At 71.8% G+C, this 17,410-nt stretch carries 15 protein-coding genes and 2 pseudogenes; 7 read left to right on the forward strand and 10 right to left on the reverse strand.

Annotation, left to right across the window (positions count from 1 at the left end; genetic code table 11):
• Window positions 1-352 (reverse strand): annotated as a pseudogene (locus tag G3I41_RS12735) (hypothetical protein); the annotation flags it as partial.
• Window positions 353-462: 110 nt separating this feature from the next.
• Between G3I41_RS12735 and G3I41_RS12740 the strand changes: the two are divergent.
• A complete protein-coding gene (locus G3I41_RS12740; protein ID WP_164400324.1) occupies window positions 463-1,035 on the forward strand; it encodes a TetR/AcrR family transcriptional regulator in 573 nt (190 codons plus the stop codon).
• Between the two features lie 3 nt (window positions 1,036-1,038).
• On the opposite strand, the gene G3I41_RS12745 is transcribed toward G3I41_RS12740, so the two are convergent.
• Window positions 1,039-1,818, reverse strand: a complete 780-nt coding sequence (locus G3I41_RS12745; protein ID WP_164400325.1) for a GntR family transcriptional regulator — start codon at window positions 1,816-1,818, stop codon at window positions 1,039-1,041.
• On the reverse strand, window positions 1,815-2,357 hold the full coding sequence (locus tag G3I41_RS12750) for a UTRA domain-containing protein (protein ID WP_164400326.1): 543 nt from the start codon (window positions 2,355-2,357) through the stop codon (window positions 1,815-1,817). The genes G3I41_RS12745 and G3I41_RS12750 overlap by 4 nt, the downstream gene beginning before the upstream one ends.
• Window positions 2,358-2,517: 160 nt before the next feature.
• On the opposite strand from G3I41_RS12750, the gene G3I41_RS12755 reads away from it, so the two are divergent.
• Window positions 2,518-2,904 (forward strand): ATP-binding protein, encoded by a 387-nt coding sequence (locus tag G3I41_RS12755; RefSeq protein ID WP_164400327.1) that lies wholly within the window; start codon window positions 2,518-2,520, stop codon window positions 2,902-2,904.
• 150 nt (window positions 2,905-3,054) lie between these two features.
• Entirely contained in the window at window positions 3,055-4,239 is a 1,185-nt protein-coding gene (locus tag G3I41_RS12760; protein WP_164400328.1) for a GDSL-type esterase/lipase family protein, read from the forward strand.
• Window positions 4,240-4,314: 75 nt separating this feature from the next.
• On the opposite strand, the gene mfd is transcribed toward G3I41_RS12760, so the two are convergent.
• Both mfd and G3I41_RS37410 read right to left on the reverse strand, forming a co-directional pair.
• A complete protein-coding gene (gene mfd / locus G3I41_RS12765; protein ID WP_164400329.1) occupies window positions 4,315-7,845 on the reverse strand; it encodes a transcription-repair coupling factor in 3,531 nt (1,176 codons plus the stop codon).
• A 195-nt stretch (window positions 7,846-8,040) separates the two neighbouring features.
• Complete coding sequence (locus G3I41_RS37410) at window positions 8,041-8,334, reverse strand: helix-turn-helix transcriptional regulator (protein ID WP_343242109.1); 294 nt, start codon at window positions 8,332-8,334, stop codon at window positions 8,041-8,043.
• A gap of 301 nt (window positions 8,335-8,635) precedes the next feature.
• Between G3I41_RS37410 and G3I41_RS12775 the strand changes: the two genes are divergently transcribed.
• Window positions 8,636-9,208 (forward strand): phospholipase A2, encoded by a 573-nt coding sequence (locus G3I41_RS12775; protein ID WP_164400331.1) that lies wholly within the window; start codon window positions 8,636-8,638, stop codon window positions 9,206-9,208.
• 84 nt (window positions 9,209-9,292) lie between these two features.
• Here the strand turns inward: G3I41_RS12775 and G3I41_RS12780 are convergent, their stop codons facing one another.
• The 3 genes from G3I41_RS12780 to G3I41_RS12790 all read right to left on the reverse strand — a co-directional run bounded on the left by G3I41_RS12780 (window position 9,293) and on the right by G3I41_RS12790 (window position 13,599).
• Complete coding sequence (locus tag G3I41_RS12780) at window positions 9,293-11,878, reverse strand: ABC transporter permease (protein ID WP_164400332.1); 2,586 nt, start codon at window positions 11,876-11,878, stop codon at window positions 9,293-9,295.
• Window positions 11,875-12,663, reverse strand: a complete 789-nt coding sequence (locus G3I41_RS12785; RefSeq protein WP_164400333.1) for an ABC transporter ATP-binding protein — start codon at window positions 12,661-12,663, stop codon at window positions 11,875-11,877. Before G3I41_RS12785 ends, G3I41_RS12780 begins: the two co-directional genes overlap by 4 nt.
• Before the next feature lie 345 nt (window positions 12,664-13,008).
• Window positions 13,009-13,599 (reverse strand): TetR/AcrR family transcriptional regulator, encoded by a 591-nt coding sequence (locus G3I41_RS12790; RefSeq protein WP_164400334.1) that lies wholly within the window; start codon window positions 13,597-13,599, stop codon window positions 13,009-13,011.
• Between the two features lie 74 nt (window positions 13,600-13,673).
• Between G3I41_RS12790 and G3I41_RS12795 the strand changes: the two genes are divergently transcribed.
• Window positions 13,674-14,069 carry a pyridoxamine 5'-phosphate oxidase family protein gene (locus G3I41_RS12795; RefSeq protein WP_164400335.1) on the forward strand — a complete coding sequence of 132 codons (396 nt, stop codon included), beginning with the start codon at window positions 13,674-13,676 and terminating at the stop codon, window positions 14,067-14,069.
• Between the two features lie 35 nt (window positions 14,070-14,104).
• Window positions 14,105-14,974, forward strand: coding sequence for a haloalkane dehalogenase (locus G3I41_RS12800; RefSeq protein ID WP_164400336.1), 870 nt, complete (start codon window positions 14,105-14,107; stop codon window positions 14,972-14,974).
• Between the two features lie 79 nt (window positions 14,975-15,053).
• Here the strand turns inward: G3I41_RS12800 and G3I41_RS12805 are convergent, their stop codons facing one another.
• Window positions 15,054-16,511 (reverse strand): MFS transporter, encoded by a 1,458-nt coding sequence (locus G3I41_RS12805; protein ID WP_164400337.1) that lies wholly within the window; start codon window positions 16,509-16,511, stop codon window positions 15,054-15,056.
• Window positions 16,512-16,661: 150 nt separating this feature from the next.
• Here G3I41_RS12805 and G3I41_RS12810 point away from each other — a divergent pair, with 150 nt between their 5' ends.
• A complete protein-coding gene (locus tag G3I41_RS12810) occupies window positions 16,662-17,117 on the forward strand; it encodes a MarR family transcriptional regulator (protein WP_164400338.1) in 456 nt (151 codons plus the stop codon).
• Between the two features lie 7 nt (window positions 17,118-17,124).
• Here G3I41_RS12810 and G3I41_RS12815 read toward each other — a convergent pair.
• Window positions 17,125-17,410 (reverse strand): annotated as a pseudogene (locus G3I41_RS12815) (cellulose-binding protein); the annotation flags it as partial.

Consider the following 17,410-nt stretch of genomic DNA (forward strand, 5'->3'; position numbering starts at 1 on the left):
CCTCGGCCGTCCCCGGCGCGGCGACCGCCTCCCCCAGCAGCTCCCGGTACGCGCGGTCCACGGCCCGCCCGCGCGCCGCGAGCACCGCGTCCGGCGAGGCGACCGACCAGGCGGCCGGGACGTACGCGCCGACCATGCGCGGGCTGAAGCTGTGGAACGCCTCCGCGACCCGGTCCGCCCCCGCCTCGCCCAGCGGCGCCGCCCGCCAGGCGAAGTAGCTCGGCCACCGCTCGTCGACCGCGTACCCGAGCGCGGCGGCCTCCTCGAACGCCTCCGGCGCGTAGTACAGGACGGCGTGCACGGGCTCCAGCAGGTGCCACAACCGCCGTACGCGCCCCAGCTCATCGGACATGTCCACACCTTCCGCCACGCACCGGCCACCATCTAGCCACTGCCTAGATCCCCAGAGTGCGCGCCGGCCGCGAACTTGTCAACGACTAGATCCCGCGTACCCTGCTGTCCATGACCAGCGACCGCGCCTACCACCACGGCGACCTGCGGCGGGCCGTCCTCACCGCCGCCCTCGACGTCATCCGCACCGAGGGCCCCGCCGCGCTCAGCCTGCGCGACCTGGCCCGCCGGGCCGGCGTCTCCCACGCCGCGCCCGCCCACCACTTCAAGGACCGTACGGGCCTGCTCACCGCGATCGCCGCCGAGGGCTACGCCCTGTTCGCGGACGCCCTGGCAGCCGCCCCGGACCTCCGCGAGCGGGGCGTGGCGTACGTGCGGTTCGCGGCGACGCACCCGGCGCACTTCCAGGTGATGTTCCAGCCGGACCTGTACCGCACGGACGACCCGGACCTGCTCGCCGCGAAGGACCGCGCCACAGCGGAACTGCGCGCGGGCGTCGCCACCGTGCCCCCCACCGACGACCCCCGCCTCGCGGGCGTGGCCGCCTGGTCCCTCGCCCACGGCTACGCCACGCTGCTCCTGAGCGGCAACCTGGACGAGGCGGTGGGCGACCGCGACCCGGAGGACGTGTTCCGCCTCGTCGGCCGGCTGCTGTTCAACGCGGAGGACGCGCCCGGCCGGTAGGGCCTACTCGGCCGCGAACTCGTACTGCACCTCGTACAAGTGCCCGGCCTTCACCATGACCGTCGCCTCGATGGGCCGCTCACCGTCGCTGTAGACGACGCGCAGCGTACGCAGCACCGGCAACCCTCCTGGCAGGCGCAGCGCCTGGTACTGCTCCTGGGTGGGCACGCGTGCGGACACACGGTCGACGCTGAGCCGTGGAGGGTACCCCAGGCCCGCGAGCAGCGTCGGGGTCCCGCCCGGAATCTTGCGGCGATCCGTCATCGCCGTACCGCTGACGATGTCCAGCGGGTAGTACGAGGCCACGAGTTCGGCTGGTTCGTCGTCGATCGCGAGCAACTGGCGCCGCAGCAGGGCCGGAGCGCCATCCGGAAGCCTCAGCGCCTCCGCGACATCCGCCGGCGGCTGGACCTCGGCCACTTCGAGCAGCGTGCTGTGGGCCCGAGAGCCGCCCTTCGCCACTTCGGTCAGCCAGCGGTAGGGCTCCCCGGCGCCCGCCGGAGCCATGGACGCGGCCGGGCGGACAGTCCGCTGGCGATGCTCGCGCACGGTCACCGACGCGCCCGCCCTGCCGACCACCAGCTCCTCGTCCTTGAGCAGCTGCACCGCCTTCTGGATCGTCGCGTTCGAGGCGTCGAACCGCTGCTTGAGGTGGGCCGTCGAGGGCAGGTGCGCGCCCGGCGCGAGGTCCCCGCCCATGATCTGGTCCCTGAGATCGGCCGCGATCCGCTCATGCAGCGAACGGCGGTCGGCGGCGTCGGGTTCTGGTCTGGGCACGGTCATCCGATCCTGATCTCGTAGCGCAGCCTCTGGCGTTGCGGAGGCATGGCCATGATGTCGACCTGAATGGGCCGGTCCGCCTCGTCCAGAGTGAGCCGGGTGAGCTGGAGGACCGGGTCGCCCTCCGCCAGCCCCAGCCGCTCGGCCTCGGGTCCGGTCGCCCGCCGCGCGGTCACCTCTTCGCGTACGCGCACGCCGATGTGGCCCAGCTCCGCCAGGAGCCTGACCGCCCCGCCGGGGATCTTGGCCGTACCGGCGAGACCGGTGCCGCCGGCGATGGCCAGCGGGTAGTACGTGTCCGTCAACTCACAAGGGACGTCGTCGAGGTACATGATCCTGCGCCGGGCGACAACGCTCTCCCCAAGCTCCACCCCGAACAGCTCCGCGACCGCTGCCGGGGCCTCCACCTCGCCCGCGCGGACGATGCGCTGACTCCCCCGCCGCCCCTCGGCAGCGGCCTCGGCCGCCCAGGTGTCACCCGGAGCGCCGGAGGACGCGGCGAGATAGGGCGTCGACGTGCTGACCCATTCATGACCGCCCACGTCTCTCTCCTCCGTAGCTCCCACCGACGACACCCAGCGTGCCTCATGTCCGGACGGGAGGCCCAGTCGCACTCCCACCCGGAGGCTACCTTGCTGCTTTTTGCGAATAGCAGTACAGTCGTCGCCACGTTACAACCCGCAAGCAAGGCGGTGAACCACCGTGTTCCTGGTGCAGCAACGACGCTTCACCCGCAGGCGCACCTCCGTCGGTGCCTCACGCGACTTCGTCACCGGCGTCCTCACCGAGTGGCGGCTCCACGCCTTGATCGAAGACATAAGGCTGTGCGTGTCGGAACTCGCCACCAACGCGTTGCTGCACGGCGTGCCGCCCGGCCGGGAGTTCAGCGTCGGCCTCCACCGGGCCGAGGACCTGGTACGTCTGGAGGTCCGCGACAGCGGACCGGGGCAGCCGCGCGTCCGACAAGCCGCCGACGATGCCTGCTCCGGACGCGGCTTGCACCTCGTCCGGGAACTCGCCGACGACTTCGGAGTCGATGACCACGTCGTCGGCAAGACCGTGTGGCTGATCTTCAAGACCTCGCCGTGAGAGTCGACTCCCACATTTCGCGAAGAGCGTGATCGGTCCTGACCTCTTCTGTCGCTCTTGGGCCGTGACTCACTTCGTGAGCTGGCCCATTCGGCTGCAAACGGATGACGGCACTTCACCCGCCCCCTCCCGGCTGCCGACAACCACAGCATGATCACTTCCCCCTCCACACGCTCCAAGGCCCTCGCCGCCGCAGCCGCCACCGTCTGTGTGCTCACGGTCTCGGGCGCACTCCCCGCCTCCGCCTCCGCCTCCCGGACCGCGTCGGCCGCCCCCGCCGAGGCGCCGTTGCTGGTGTCCGTGGGTGACAGCTTCATCTCCGGCGAGGCGGGCCGCTGGGCCGGCAACAGCAACCGGAGCGCCGACGGTTACTCCGGCACCGACCGGGCCTGGAACCCGGCAACCGGCAAGAGCGACCCGTACTGGGTGTACGGGTCGTCCTACGACAACGGCTGCAACCGCTCCGACGTGGCCGAGGTCCAGTCCGTCACGCTCGACGTCAGCCGGCTCAACCTCGCCTGCTCCGGGGCGACCTCGAAGGCGGTGCTCCTCCCGGAGAGCGGCGGCGAGCCGTTCAAGGGCGAGCGCTCGCAGGCCAGGGAGCTGGAGGACGTGGCGGCCGGCCGGGCCGTGCGCGCGGTCGTCGTGTCGATCGGCGGCAACGACCTCGGCTTCTCCGACATCATCACCGACTGCGCGACCGAGTTCGTCAAGCCCTACGGCGGCGACCCGTGCGCACCGGACGCGGCCGAACAGGTCGCCCAGCGCCTGCCCGGCGTGCGGCAGGCGGCTGTGAACACCCTCGCCGACGTGCGGACCGCGCTCGACCGGGCGGGCCACCCGGCCGGCTCGTACCGGCTGATCCTCCAGTCCTACCCGTCCCCGCTCCCGGACGCCGGCCGCATCCGCTACCCCGGCGAGAAGTACGACCGGCTCAAGTCCGGCGGCTGCCCCTTCTTCGACAAGGACCTCACCTGGGCGCACGACGAGCTGGTCCCCGAGATCAGCTCGGTCCTGGCGGACGCGGCCGACCAGAGCGACGCGGAGTTCCTGGACCTGTCCCGGTCGTTCGAGGGCCGCGAGGTGTGCTCGACCAGTACCCGGCAGGCCGACGCCACCCATTCCCCCTCCGGTGACACCAGCGAGTGGATCCGCTTCGTGACCTCCGGCCTCGGTCAGGGCCAGAAGCAGGAGTCGCTGCACCCCAACCGCTACGGCCAGCAGGCCCTCGGCACCTGCCTGACCCTTCAGCTGGAACAGCCGTCGGGCGACCGCCGCTGCACCAACACCCCGGGGCGGGGCCCCGCCGCGATGCGGCTGAACTCCATCGGCTGACCTCTGTACGGGAAACGGGAGCGGGTGCGGTACGCCCTCGGCGTGCCGCACCCGCTCCCGTTCGAGGGGCCGGGCTCACGACCCCAGGATCGTCGTGAGGAACTCGCCCGTCCAGGCCAGCAGTTCGCGGCCCACCACCGGCTTGCCGCCGATCTTGCCCGTCGTCGGGCGCGGCACCAGGATCTGGTGGACCGCCGGCTTGATGACCGTCTTCGGGTACAGCCGCTTCAGGCGGAGCTCCTGGGACTCGCGCAGCTCCACCGGTGCGAAGCGGATGTTCGGGCCCTGGAGCACGATGTCGCCGACCCCGCAGGCGCGCGCCAGCATGCGCAGGCCCGCCACCAGGAGCAGGTTCTCGACCGGCTCCGGGAGCTTGCCGTAGCGGTCGGTCAGCTCCTCGCGGACCGCCTTGATGTCGTCCTCCGAGGACGCCGAGGCGATCGAGCGGTACGCCTGGAGGCGCAGCCGCTCGCCGGGGGCGTAGTCGTGCGGGACGTGCGCGTCGACCGGAAGCTCGATCTTGACCTCCAGCGGCGGCTCCTCCTCCACACCGCCCTCCAGGGACGCCCGGTAGTCCGCGACCGCCTCGCCGACCATGCGTACGTACAGGTCGAAGCCGACGCCCGCGATGTGGCCGGACTGCTCGCCGCCGAGCAGGTTGCCCGCGCCCCGGATCTCCAGGTCCTTCATGGCCACGTACATGCCCGCGCCCATCTCGGTGTGCTGGGCGATCGTGGCCAGGCGCTCGTGGGCGGTCTCGGTGAGCGGCTTCTCCGGCGGGTAGAGGAAGTACGCGTAACCCCGGTCGCGGCCACGCCCGACCCGGCCGCGCAGCTGGTGCAGCTGGGAGAGGCCGAAGTTGTCGCCGCGCTCCACGATCAGCGTGTTCGCGTTGGAGATGTCGATGCCCGACTCCACGATCGTCGTGGAGACCAGCACGTCGAACTTCTTCTCCCAGAAGTCCACCACGACCTGCTCCAGGGCCTGTTCGGACATCTGGCCGTGCGCCGTGGCGATCCGCGCCTCGGGCACGATCTCGCGCAGCCGCGCCGCCGCCCGGTCGATCGACTCGACCCGGTTGTGGATGTAGAACGCCTGGCCCTCGCGCAGCAGTTCACGCCGGATCGCGGCGCCGATCTGCTTCTCCTCGTACGGCCCGACGAAGGTCAGGACCGGGTGGCGCTCCTCGGGCGGGGTGGTGATGGTCGACATCTCTCGGATGCCGGTGACCGCCATTTCGAGCGTACGGGGGATGGGTGTCGCGGACATGGTGAGCACGTCCACGTTGGCGCGGAGCTTCTTCAGCTGCTCCTTGTGCTCGACGCCGAACCGCTGCTCCTCGTCCACGATGACGAGGCCGAGGTCCTTGAACTTCGTCTCCGAGGAGAACAGGCGGTGGGTGCCGATGACCAGGTCGACGGCACCGTCCTTCAGCCCCGCGAGCGTCGCCTTGGACTCGGCCTCGGACTGGAAGCGGCTCAGCGCGCGTACGTTGACGGGGAACTGGGAATAGCGCTCGGTGAACGTGCCGTAGTGCTGCTGCACGAGCAGCGTGGTGGGGACGAGGACGGCGACCTGCTTCCCGTCCTGCACCGCCTTGAACGCGGCGCGGACCGCGATCTCCGTCTTGCCGTACCCCACGTCGCCGCAGATCAGCCGGTCCATCGGGACCGACTTCTCCATGTCCTCCTTGACCTCGGCGATCGTCGTCAGCTGGTCGGGCGTCTCCGCGTACGGGAACGCGTCCTCCAGCTCGCGCTGCCAGGGGGTGTCCGGGCCGAAGGTGTGGCCGGGGGCCGCCATCCGGGCCGAGTACAGCTTGATCAGGTCGGCGGCGATCTCCTTGACGGCCTTCTTGGCGCGCGCCTTCGTCTTCGTCCAGTCGGCGCCGCCGAGCCGGTGCAGGGTCGGGGCCTCGCCGCCGACGTACTTGGTGACCTGCTCCAGCTGGTCGGTCGGGATGTACAGCCGGTCGCCGGGCTGCCCGCGCTTGGCCGGGGCGTACTCGACGAGCAGGTACTCGCGCGTCGCCCCCTGCACCGTGCGCTGCACCATCTCGATGTAGCGGCCCACACCGTGCTGCTCGTGCACGATGTAGTCGCCGGTCTCCAGCGTCAGCGGGTCGATCGTCTTGCGCCGCCGGACCGGCATCCGGCCCAGGTCCTTGGTGGCGGTGCGCTGCCCGGTGAGGTCGGTCTCCGTGAGCACCGCGAGCTTCAGGCCGGGGTGGACGAAGCCGTGGTCGATGGCCCCGCACGAGACGTGCACCACGGACGGGGTGATCTCGTCCAGGTCCGGGTCGAGCCGGGCCGCGATCCCCTCGCCGCCCAGCATCTCGACCGTACGCGAGGCGAGCCCCTGGCCCTCCGTGACGTACACCGTGCGCCAGCCGTCGGCCAGCCGGCCCTTGGTGTCGGCGAACGCCCGCGCGGTGTCCCCCCGGTACGTCTCCGGGGCCTGCATCCCGAGCGCCAGCGTGTCGTCGTCCAGCTCCGCGTCGGCGGCGAACGGGGAGATCGACCACCACATCATGTCCAGCTCACGGGCCCGCTCGCGGACGTCCGCGATGCCCCGCAGCGAGGCCGCGCCGACGTCGATCGGGGCCTCGCCGCCGCCCGCCGACGCCGCCCAGGACGCCTGGAGGAACTCCTGACTGGTCGCGACCAGGTCCGCGGCCCGGGTCCGGACCCGCTCGGGGTCGCAGACGACCGCCATCGCCCCCTTGGGCAGCACGTCGAGCAGCAGCTCCATGTCGTCCACGAGGACCGGCGCCAGGGACTCCATGCCCTCCACCGCGATGCCCTCGGCGATCTTGTTGAGCAGCTCGCCCAGCTCCGGATGGGCCTCGGCGAGCGCGGCGGCCCGCTCCCGCACCTCGTCCGTCAGCAGGAGCTCCCGGCAGGGCGGCGCCCACAGGCCGTGCTCGGCGACCTCCAGGGACCGCTGGTCCGCGATCTTGAAGTAACGGATCTCCTCGACGTCGTCGCCCCAGAACTCCACCCGGAGCGGGTGCTCCTCGGTGGGCGGGAACACGTCCAGGATGCCGCCGCGCACCGCGAACTCGCCGCGCTTCTCGACCAGTTCCACCCGGGCGTACGCGGCTGCCGCCAGCGCCTCCACGGTCTCGCCGAGGTCGGCGCTCTGCCCGGTGCGCAGCGCGACGGGCTCCAGGTCCGCGAGCCCCTTGACCTGCGGCTGGAGCACGGACCGGATCGGTGCGACGACGACCGAGACCGGCCCGGTCTCCGGGTCGTCGGCGCGCGGGTGCGCGAGGCGCCGCAGCACGGCGAGCCGGCGGCCCACGGTGTCGGAGCGGGGCGACAGGCGCTCGTGCGGCAGGGTCTCCCAGGACGGGAACTCCGCGATCGTGTCCGGCGGCAGCATGGTGCGCAGCGCGGACGCCAGGTCCTCCGCCTCCCGGCCGGTCGCGGTGACCGCGAGGACCGTCCGCCCGGCGTCCCGGGCCAGCGCGGCGACGGCGAAGGGCCGCGCGGCGGGCGGGCCCACCAGGTCGATGTGCATCCGGTGGCCGTCACCGGCGGCCTTCACCGCTTCGTCGAGCGCCGGATCACGTACGACGACATCCAGCAGACCGTTCAGGCTCATGAAGGGGCTTCCGTCCGGGTGAGGAGAAGGGCCTCTGACGGCCGGCTGCCGCCAGGGCGCGCTGCCCCGGGGGCAACGCGAAGGGCCCGACACGTGGTACGAGCCGGGGGTTCCAGCGTACGACCCGGGGCCGACGTCCGCCCCGCCGACGGGGCGGGACCCGCCACCGGCCGGGCGGCCGTGCGTTCCCGGACGTCACCCGGCCGCCCCGGCGCGTTCCGGACCGTTCCGGAATTCGACGGCGACCCGGCGGCCGGGGCCGATCGCGACGACGAGCACGGAGTTCAGCGCCTCGGCGATTTTCTCCAGCAGATAGAAGGTCGGCATGCATTTCCCGTGTTCCAGCCGGGATATCGCGGCCTGGGACATTCCCGCGAGTTCCGCGAGCCTCGACTGAGTCATTCCGGCCGCGCGCCGCCGGTCGCGTACCGCACGACCGAAATGGTCCTCCGGCCGTAAGGAACTCCGGCCGCCACCCACCGTCGCCACTCACCCCCGCCCCTTTCGTCCACCCCCGCGGCACCCCTCGCGGAGTGCGGCGATCGGGAGCCTAGCCAGCCGGTGACCGCGCCCGCGTTTCCCTTGAGGAACATCTGAGCTTTCGATGCGGTGGCAAACCGCGGGCCGTTCCGGAGCGGCGCGGAACGGACACCCCCGGGCATGCCGAGACCGGCATATTCGGAGCCCGCTCACGGAAAGGACCTGGTCGACGCCGCGGAATTAATTCATCCGTTTCCACCGGGGGGCCACGGCAGCCCGAAAGGGCTTGCCCGCCCTATTTTCGCGTGCCATGGTTGCCGCCGAAAACACACCGGAAGGAAACGCAACCTTGACCACCTTGCGTCGTTCGTTTTCCGCAGCCGCCCTGGCGGGCGCGCTCACCGTCGGGGCAGCCGTCCCCGCCCTCGTCACCGCAGAGCCGGCCGGCGCTGCGGCGAAGCCGACGAAGTCGCAGAAGCTGGCGAAGATGGCCTCCATCACCGGGGATTCGGCCGCCTCGCAGAACCGCTGGTTCTCCGCACTCGGTTCCCGCACATCGGCCTCCATCAAGAAGTACGGATTCGTCTGGAAGACCGACGGCTGCTCCTGGGCGCCGGACAGGCTTCCCGGCGGCTACGACTTCGAATTTCCCTGCTGGCGTCATGATTTCGGTTACCGGAATTACAAGAAGACCGTCGGGGCGACGAAGTTCCGGGCGTCCTACAAGGCCCGTGTCGACAAGGCGTTCCTGCACGACATGAATCGCCAGTGCGGACGGTGGTTCTGGGCCGATCCCTACACCAAGGCCCAGCGCAAGAAGCTGAAGGCGGCCTGCAACAAGACGGCCACCAAGTACTACAACACGGTGCGCTCCTTCCGCTGACGCCCGGAGTTTCCGTCCGACGACGCAGCAGCGGCGGCCCGCCGGAACGGGCCGCCGCTGCTGTCCCTTTCTTTCCGGACGGTCTCAGCCGTCGGTCGCGATGGCGTTCAGGACGTTCATCCGGCCGGCCCGGAAAGCCGGGACCAGGGCGGCGAAGAGTCCGACGAAGGCCGAGCCGACGAAGACGGCCAGGATGGTCGGCCACGGAATGTCGAGGATCCTCATGCCCTCCAGCGAGAGGAGCTTGTGGGCCGCCACGCCCCAGCCCATGCCGAGGCCGAGTCCGAGCAGGGCGCCGAAGACCGCGATGACGACGGACTCCAGGCGGATCATCCGGCGCAGCTGCCTGCGGGAGAGGCCGATGGCGCGGATGAGGCCGATCTCCCGGGTGCGCTCCACGACCGACAGCGCGAGGGTGTTCACCACACCGAGCACCGCCACGATGATGGCCAGGGCGAGCAGCCCGTAGACGATCTTCAGGAGTTGTCCGATCTGGTCCTTCAGCGCCTGCTTGAAGTCGGTCTGGTCGAGCACCTTGACCGTCGGGTCCGAGGCCACGGCCTTCTTGAGAGCCGCGTACGCCTCGTCCTGCTTCCCGTCCGCCGCCTTCGCGAACATCATCGTGTCGAGCGGCACGGAGTCGGCCGGGAGGTAGCGGGTGACGGTCGCGATGTTGACGTACATGGCCTCCGAGTCGAGCGCGGTGTCGTCGGAAGTGACGGCGGCGACCTTCAGCCGCGCCGTCCTGCCGTGCTCGAACGCGACGGTCAGCGTGTCGCCGACCTTGGTGCCCGTGCGCTCGGCGAACTTGGAGCCGACGGACATGGCGTTCATGCCGTACGCGTCGGAGAGCCGTCCCGAGAGCGGCTTGCGGCTCAGGTCCTGTGCGTACGTGGGTTCGGAGGCGACGAGGCTCTTCTTCTCCTTGCCGCCGCCGGGGAGGGTCAGTTCGGCCCGCACGTCCTTGATGTGGGTGACGTGGTCGATGCCGGGTGTGCCGTCGACCGCCTCGGACGCCTGGCGGTTCAGCGGCCGGCCGTCCGCGCTGCCGGACTGCACGATGAAGTCCGCGCCGACCGACTTGTCGAGTTCGTCGGTGGCCGAGGCGACCATGGAGGAGCCGACCACGGACAGGCAGGCGACCAGGGCGAGGCCGATCATGAGGGCGGCGCCGGTGGCGCCGGTGCGGCGCGGGTTGCGCAGGGCGTTGCGCTCGGCGAGCCGGCCGACCGGTCCGAAGAACCGGAGCAGTACGGCGCTCAGCGCCCGTACGACGACGCCGGCGAGCAGCGGGCCGATCACGACGAAGCCGACGAGGGTGAGCAGGACGCCCAGGCCGAGGAAGGCGGAGCCGTCGCTCGCGGCGTCCACCCGTGTGGTGGACCAGAGGGCGGCGGCGCCGGCACCGGTCACGACCAGGCCGAGTCCGGCCCGGACCCAGCCCGACCTGGCGTCCGCCGGGGTGCCGGCGTCGCGCAGGGCGGCCATCGGGGAGACCTTGCCGGCCCGGCGGGCCGGGACGTAGGCGGCGAGGACGGTGACGATGACGCCGAGCGCGAGCCCGACGACCGGGGTCGTCCAGGCGATGGTCAGGTCCTCGGTGGACAGCTCCATGCCGACGGCGCCCATGACCTTCATCAACCCGACGGCGAGCCCGACGCCGGCGCCGACACCGAGGACGGAGCCGAAGACGCCGAGGAGCACCGCCTCCAGCAGCACCGAGCGGTTGACCTGCTCGCGGCTGGAGCCGATGGCCCGCATCAGGCCGATCTCACGGGTGCGCTGGGCGACCAGCATCGAGAACGTGTTGACGATGAGGAAGATGCCGACGAGGAAGGCGATCCCGGCGAAGCCGAGCATCGCGTACTTCATGACGTCGAGGAACGACCCCATGGAGTCCTTGCTCTCGGCGGCGGCCTCCGCCTGCGTCTGGAGCTTGTACGCGCCGGTGCCGTCGAGCGCCCGCGCCACGTTCTGCTTCAACCGGGTGTCGCTGACGCCGGGTGCGGCGGTGATGGAGAGGTGCGAGAAGCGGTCGGGAGCGCCGAGCAGGGCGCGCTGGGCGGTGGCGGTGTCCAGGTAGACGATGGCCGCGCCCGGGTTGGTCACCTTGAAGGCGACGATGCCGGAGATCTCTGCCTTGAGGTCGCCGGTGGCCGTGATGGTGCGCAGCTCGTCACCGATCTTCAGGTGGTGCTTCTCGGCGGTGTCGGCGTCGACCATGATCTCGGTCGGGCCGCGCGGGGCGTGGCCGGAGGTGATCTCCATGGACCGCAGGTCGTTCCGCGTCCAGTTGGCGGCGATGGTCGGGGCGCCGGTCGCGGAGCCCATGTTCTCGTTGCGGCCGTCGACCACGGTGACGGAGGAGCTGGAGACGCCGCCCTCGGCCTTCTCCACCCCGTCGGCCTTGCCGGCCTTCGCGAGGAGGGAGGCGGGCAGCGACTCGGGCTTCCCGTTCTCCGGTATGTCGTCCACCTTGGCCTTCTTGGGGCTGACGGTGACATCGGCGGAGGTGGCGGCGAAGAGCTTGTCGAACGTGGTGTTCATGGTGTCGGTGAAGACGAGCGTGCCGCAGACGAACGCCACCGAGAGCAGGACGGCGACGGCGGAGAGCGCCATGCGTCCCTTGTGCGCGAGGAAGTTGCGCATCGAGGTCTTCCAGACGGTCATGACGTCCGCCCGCGCGCGTCGAAGTCCTTCATGCGGTCCAGCACCTGGTCGGCGGTGGGGTTGTGCATCTCGTCCACGATGCGCCCGTCGGCGAGGTAGAGCACCCGGTCCGCGTAGGAGGCGGCGACCGGGTCGTGGGTGACCATGACGATGGTCTGGCCCAGCTCGTCCACGGACCTGCGCAGGAAGCTCAGGACCTCGGCGCCGGCCCGGGAGTCCAGGTTCCCGGTCGGCTCGTCGCCGAAGATGATCTCCGGCTTGGCGGCGAGGGCCCGCGCCACCGCGACGCGCTGCTGCTGGCCGCCGGAGAGCTGGGTCGGCCGGTGCTTGAGGCGGCCGGCCAGGCCGACGGTCTCCACGACCTGGTCCAGCCAGGCGGGGTCGGGCTTGCGGCCGGCGATGTCCATCGGCAGCGTGATGTTCTCCAGCGCGTTCAGCGTCGGCAGCAGGTTGAACGCCTGGAAGATGAACCCGATGCGGTCGCGCCGGAGCTGGGTGAGCTTCTTGTCCTTGAGCCCGGTGATCTCGGTGTCGGCGACATGGATCTGGCCGGACGTCACGGTGTCCAGGCCGGCCAGGCAGTGCATCAGCGTCGACTTGCCGGAGCCGGACGGGCCCATGATCGCGGTGAACTGCCCGCGGGCGATGTCCACGTCGACGTGGTCGAGCGCGACGACCCGGGTCTCCCCGGACCCGTACGCCTTGACGACCTGCCGCGCCCGCGCAGCCACGGCCGTACGCCCTCCAGTGCCCCCGTGCCTGGGAATGGTTACAGCCGTTGTCACGGTTTTTCTCCTATGTCGGTCAGCGACGAGTTGTCGCCGTCTGCTGTGAAGTCTGCTGTGCGGAGGGGGTCCGGCGCGCTGGTGCCCAGCGCAGTCTTCCGGTGGGGTTTTCCCCACCCCGTCCCCTGCGGTTCGCCCTTCGGCGGTGCGTCGGCGGTGCGTGTGCGTCACGTCTGCGGTACGACAACCACGCTACGGAGAGGCCCCGCCCCCGCACGTCCTCCACCGGGAGGAACGGCCCCTGGCCCGCTGTAAGGAGCTCCCCCTAGGGGGCTGGGCCCCCGGGTTGACCCCGGTCTCAGGGACTGCACCCAGGGGCCCACGCCTCGGGGTGGAGCCGAGGCGCTACCTGCGCCGGGGGGCGAGTGCCGCGCGTACGGCCGGGGTGAGGGCGGCGCGGGTCTCGGCCGGGGTGAGGGCGGCCGGGGTGGGGAGGGGATTCAGATAGCGGGTGTAGATGATTCCGCCGAGCACGGTCACCACGGCGGTGGCGCGGGCGGTCGCGTCCGGGCCGCCGAGAAATTCAACGAGCGGCTTGAGCAGCTCCTGTTCCAGGTATTCGCGGACGACCTCGGCAGCGGTCTCGCCCCGGGTCGAGAGGCGCCGGAAGTCGGCGTCCTCCCACAGGCCGGTCACCGCGTCGATCAGCCGTCCGGGCAGGGTGGCCGGGTCACCGCCCAGCACCTCGTCCACGGACAGCGCACTCGCGCACTGGAACTGCATCACGTCCGCGAACAGGCCCTTCTTCGAGCCGAAGTGATACGAGATCAGGGCGGGGTCCACCCCGGCCGCACCGGCCACGGCGCGCAGCGTGGTGGCCCGGTAGCCGCGTTCCAGGAACAGCTCACGCGCCGCCGCCACGAGCGATTCACGGGTCGGCGGATTGCCCCGGGGGCGGCCCCGGGGCCGGGCGGGGGCGGCCACGGCGTTATTCATCAGCGTTGAGCGTGCGCGGCGCGGTCCGCACAGTCAAGGGAATCCCGCCGCCGCACGAAGGAATCGCCCCCACCATGCGCATCACGCTGACCCGCACCGCCCGCGAGTTCCTCGCCCTCCCCCGCACCGCCACGCTCACCACGCTGCGCCCCGACGGCACCCCGCACGTCGCCCCCGTCCGCTTCACCTTCGACGCGGCCACCGGCCTCGCCCGGGTGACCACCCGGGCCGCCGCCCGCAAGGCGCGCAACGTGTCGGCGGGCGGCCCGGCCGCCCGGGTGGCGCTCTGCCAGGCGGACGGCTTCCGCTGGATCACCCTCGAAGGCCGGGCGTCGGTCGACGCCGGACCCGTACGCCTGGAGGAGGCGGTACGCCGCTACACCGCCCGGTACGGCTCCGCGCCGCCCGCCCCGCCGGACCTGGCCGTCATCGAGATCACGGTCGACCGGGTCCTGAGCCTCGACCTGTGAAGTCCCCTGCGACGAGAAAGCTGTGACGCTTCATCATGCCTACCGTTCCCGTTCTCGGCACCACCGTTCACTACCGCGAGTCCGGCGACCCCCACGGGCTGCCGTTCGTCTTCCTGCACGGCAACCCCACCTCCTCCCACCTCTGGCGCAACGTCCTGCCGGGGGTGGCCGCGCCCGGCCGCCGGCTGCTGGCACCCGACCTCATCGGCATGGGCGACTCCGGCAAACCCGCACTCGCCTACTCCTTCGAGGACCACGCCCGGCACCTGGACGCCTGGTTCGACGCGCTCGGCCTCGCCGAGGCGGTGCTGATCGGTCACGACTGGGGCGGCGCGCTCGCCTTCGACCGGGCCGCGCGCCTGCCGGGGGCCGTCCGCGCGCTCGCCTTCACGGAGACCATCGTCAAACCGCTGTACGGTGACGAGTTCCCGGCCGCCGGGCGCGAGCTGTTCGCGCTGCTGCGGACGCCGGGGGTGGGCGAGAGCATGGTCCTGGAACAGGGCGCGTTCGTCGAGGGGCTGCCGGGGACGCTCGCCACCCCGCTCGACCCCGCCGACCTCGGCGTCTACCGCCGCCCCTTCCCGACCCCGGACAGCCGCCGCCCGGTCCTGGCGTGGACGCGCATGATGCCGCTGGACGGTGAGCCCGCCGACGTCGTGGCCCGCATCGAGCGCTACGACGCCTGGCTGGCCGCGAGCCCGGACGTGCCCAAGCTCCTGGCCGCGTTCGAGCCCGGCCCCGGCGCCATGACCGACGCGACGGCCGTGGCCTGGTGCGAGGCGAACATCGCGGGCCTGGAGGTCTCCCGGCACGGACCGGCCGGCCACCACTCCCCGGAGGACCGTCCGAAGGAGCTGGCCTCGGCGATCAGCGCGTGGGCGGCCCGGCACGGCCTGGGGGCGTGAGGCTCCGGACGACGCGGACCGCCCGGCCCGGCGCCCCGTGCGGGGGTGCCGGGCCGGGCGGTCCGGGGTGCGTGGCGGGTCAGCCCTTGGTCACCGCCGCCTCCGGGGCGGCCGGGGTGTCCGCCGTGCCGGAGGCCGTGGCGGAGCCGCGTACCGCCGGGATGAAGGCGGAGATCGCGACCGCGATCAGGGCGACGCCGCAGCCGAGGACCAGGCCCATGCGGAAGCCGGACTCCGAGGTGAAGGTGTAGCCGGCCGTCTCGGTGGTCATCTGGGCGAGGACCGCGCCGATCACGGCGGCGCCGACCGAGGTGCCGAGGGCGCGCATGAGGGTGTTGAAGCCGTTCGCGGCGGCGGTCTCGGAGGCCGGGACCGCGCTCATGATGAGGGCGGGCATCGCCCCGTACGCGAGGCCGACGCCGCTGCTGCTGACCATGAGGAACAGCATCAGGCCCCAGGCGGAGCCCATCAGCAGGATGCCCAGGCCGTAGGCGGCGGCGATGACGAGGACGCCGGAGATCAGGGTGAACTTCGGGCCGCGGGCGTCGGTGAGCTTCCCGCCGAACGGGGAGACGACCATCATCATGATGCCGCCGGGGGCCATCCACAGGCCGGCCTGGAGCATCGTCTGGCCGAGCCCGTAGCCGGTGGCCTCGGGGAACTGGAGCAGCTGCGGCGCGATCAGCATGCCCGCGTACATGCCGAAGCCGACGAAGAGCGACGCGATGTTGGTGATGAGCACCCGGGGGCGGGCCGTGGTGCGCAGGTCCACCAGCGGGTCCGTGGTGCGCAGCTCCCAGAAGCCCCAGGCGAGGAGGATCACGACGGCGGCGGCGAACAGGCCGATGGTCGTGGTGGAGGCCCAGCCCCAGTCGGCGCCCTTGGAGACGGCGAGGAGCAGGCAGACCAGGCCGGCCGCGAGGCCGAGCGCGCCGGGCACGTCGAAGCGCTGCCCCTTGGCACCCGCCGGGACGTCCGGGATCAGGAACCAGATCAGCGCGCAGATCACGGCGGCCAGCACGGCCGAGCCCCAGAACAGCACGCGCCAGCTGGCGTACTGGGCGACCGCCGAGGCGATCGGCAGGCCGAGCGCGCCGCCGATGCCGAGCGAGGCGCTGACCAGCGCGATGGACGAGCTCATCTTCTCCGGCGGCACCACGTCGCGCAGCAGGGCGATCCCGAGCGGGACCATGCCCATGCCCATGCCCTGGAGGCCGCGACCGACGATCATCGGCACGACGGAGGACGAGAGCGCGCAGACCACCGAGCCGGCGATCAGCGGCACCGAGCAGGCGAGCAGCATCCGCCGCTTGCCCAGCAGGTCGCCGAGGCGGCCGGAGACCGGCACGCACACCGCGGAGACCAGGAGGGTCACGGTGATGACCCAGGCCGCGTTGGACGACGAGGTGTCGAGGATCTTGGGCAGTTCCGCGATGAGCGGTGTGACCAGGGTCTGCATGACCGCTGCCACGGTGCCGGCGAAGGCCAGGGTGGCGACGACGGCGCCTGTCCTCGCCGACGGCTGGGGGGCATCCATGAGGGGGACTCCTTGGGGCGTGGTCCCGCCTTCCGGGACAGCAGCATGCATCGTACATGCTCAATGTGTCATACACATTATGTGCCACGTACACATTCCATGCGAGAATGAGCCGCCGCCCACAAGCAGCAGAAGCAGGAGGCCGTTCCCATGCCCAGGCCCACGGAAGAGGTGGAGTACGAGCAGATGCTGCTCGGCCGCCACAGCCTCGCCGACCACCGCGGCGGACGCCACAAGTACGCCCTCCTGGACCGGAGCGCGTACATCCTGCTGAGCCGGCTGCGCGTCCAGGGCCCCATGTCCAACGGCGAACTCAGCGACGCCTTCGGCCTCGACGCCTCCACCCTCAACCGCCAGACCGCCGCCGTGACCCGCGCCGGACTCGCCGCGCGCATCCCGGACCCCGACGGCGGCATGGCCCGCAAGTTCCGCATCACGGACGAGGGCGCGCGGCTCCTGGACGCGGAGCGCGAACGCGTCGTGCGCTCCCTGGACCAGGTCATGCACGACTGGCCCGACGAGGACATCGCGGCCTTCGCCGGCTACCTCAAACGCTTCAACAGCGGCATCGAACAGCTCTCGCGCCGTCCCTGGCCCCGCCCCTGAGAAGCCGTCAGCCCCGGGCCCGCTCCCGCGCGGGCTCCGGCTCCGCTTCCGGCCCCGCCGCCGGGGAGACCCGCCCCGTCAGCGCCGCGAGCGAACTGCGCACGTGGGCCATGTGGGCCTGGACCTCCTCGCGGCCCTCCTCGTGCACCCGCAGGACACGCTCGGTCTCCCGCACCACCCGCTCCTCACGCACCCGCGCCCGCGCGATCAGCTCGGCCGCCCGGGCCTCCGCGTCCTCCTGGCCGTGCCGCGCGGCCTCCTCCGCCTCCGCCCGGGCCCGGCGCGCGGCCGCG

It is taken from the genome of Streptomyces sp. SID9727 (genome assembly GCF_010550605.1).
GTDB lineage: Bacteria > Actinomycetota > Actinomycetes > Streptomycetales > Streptomycetaceae > Streptomyces.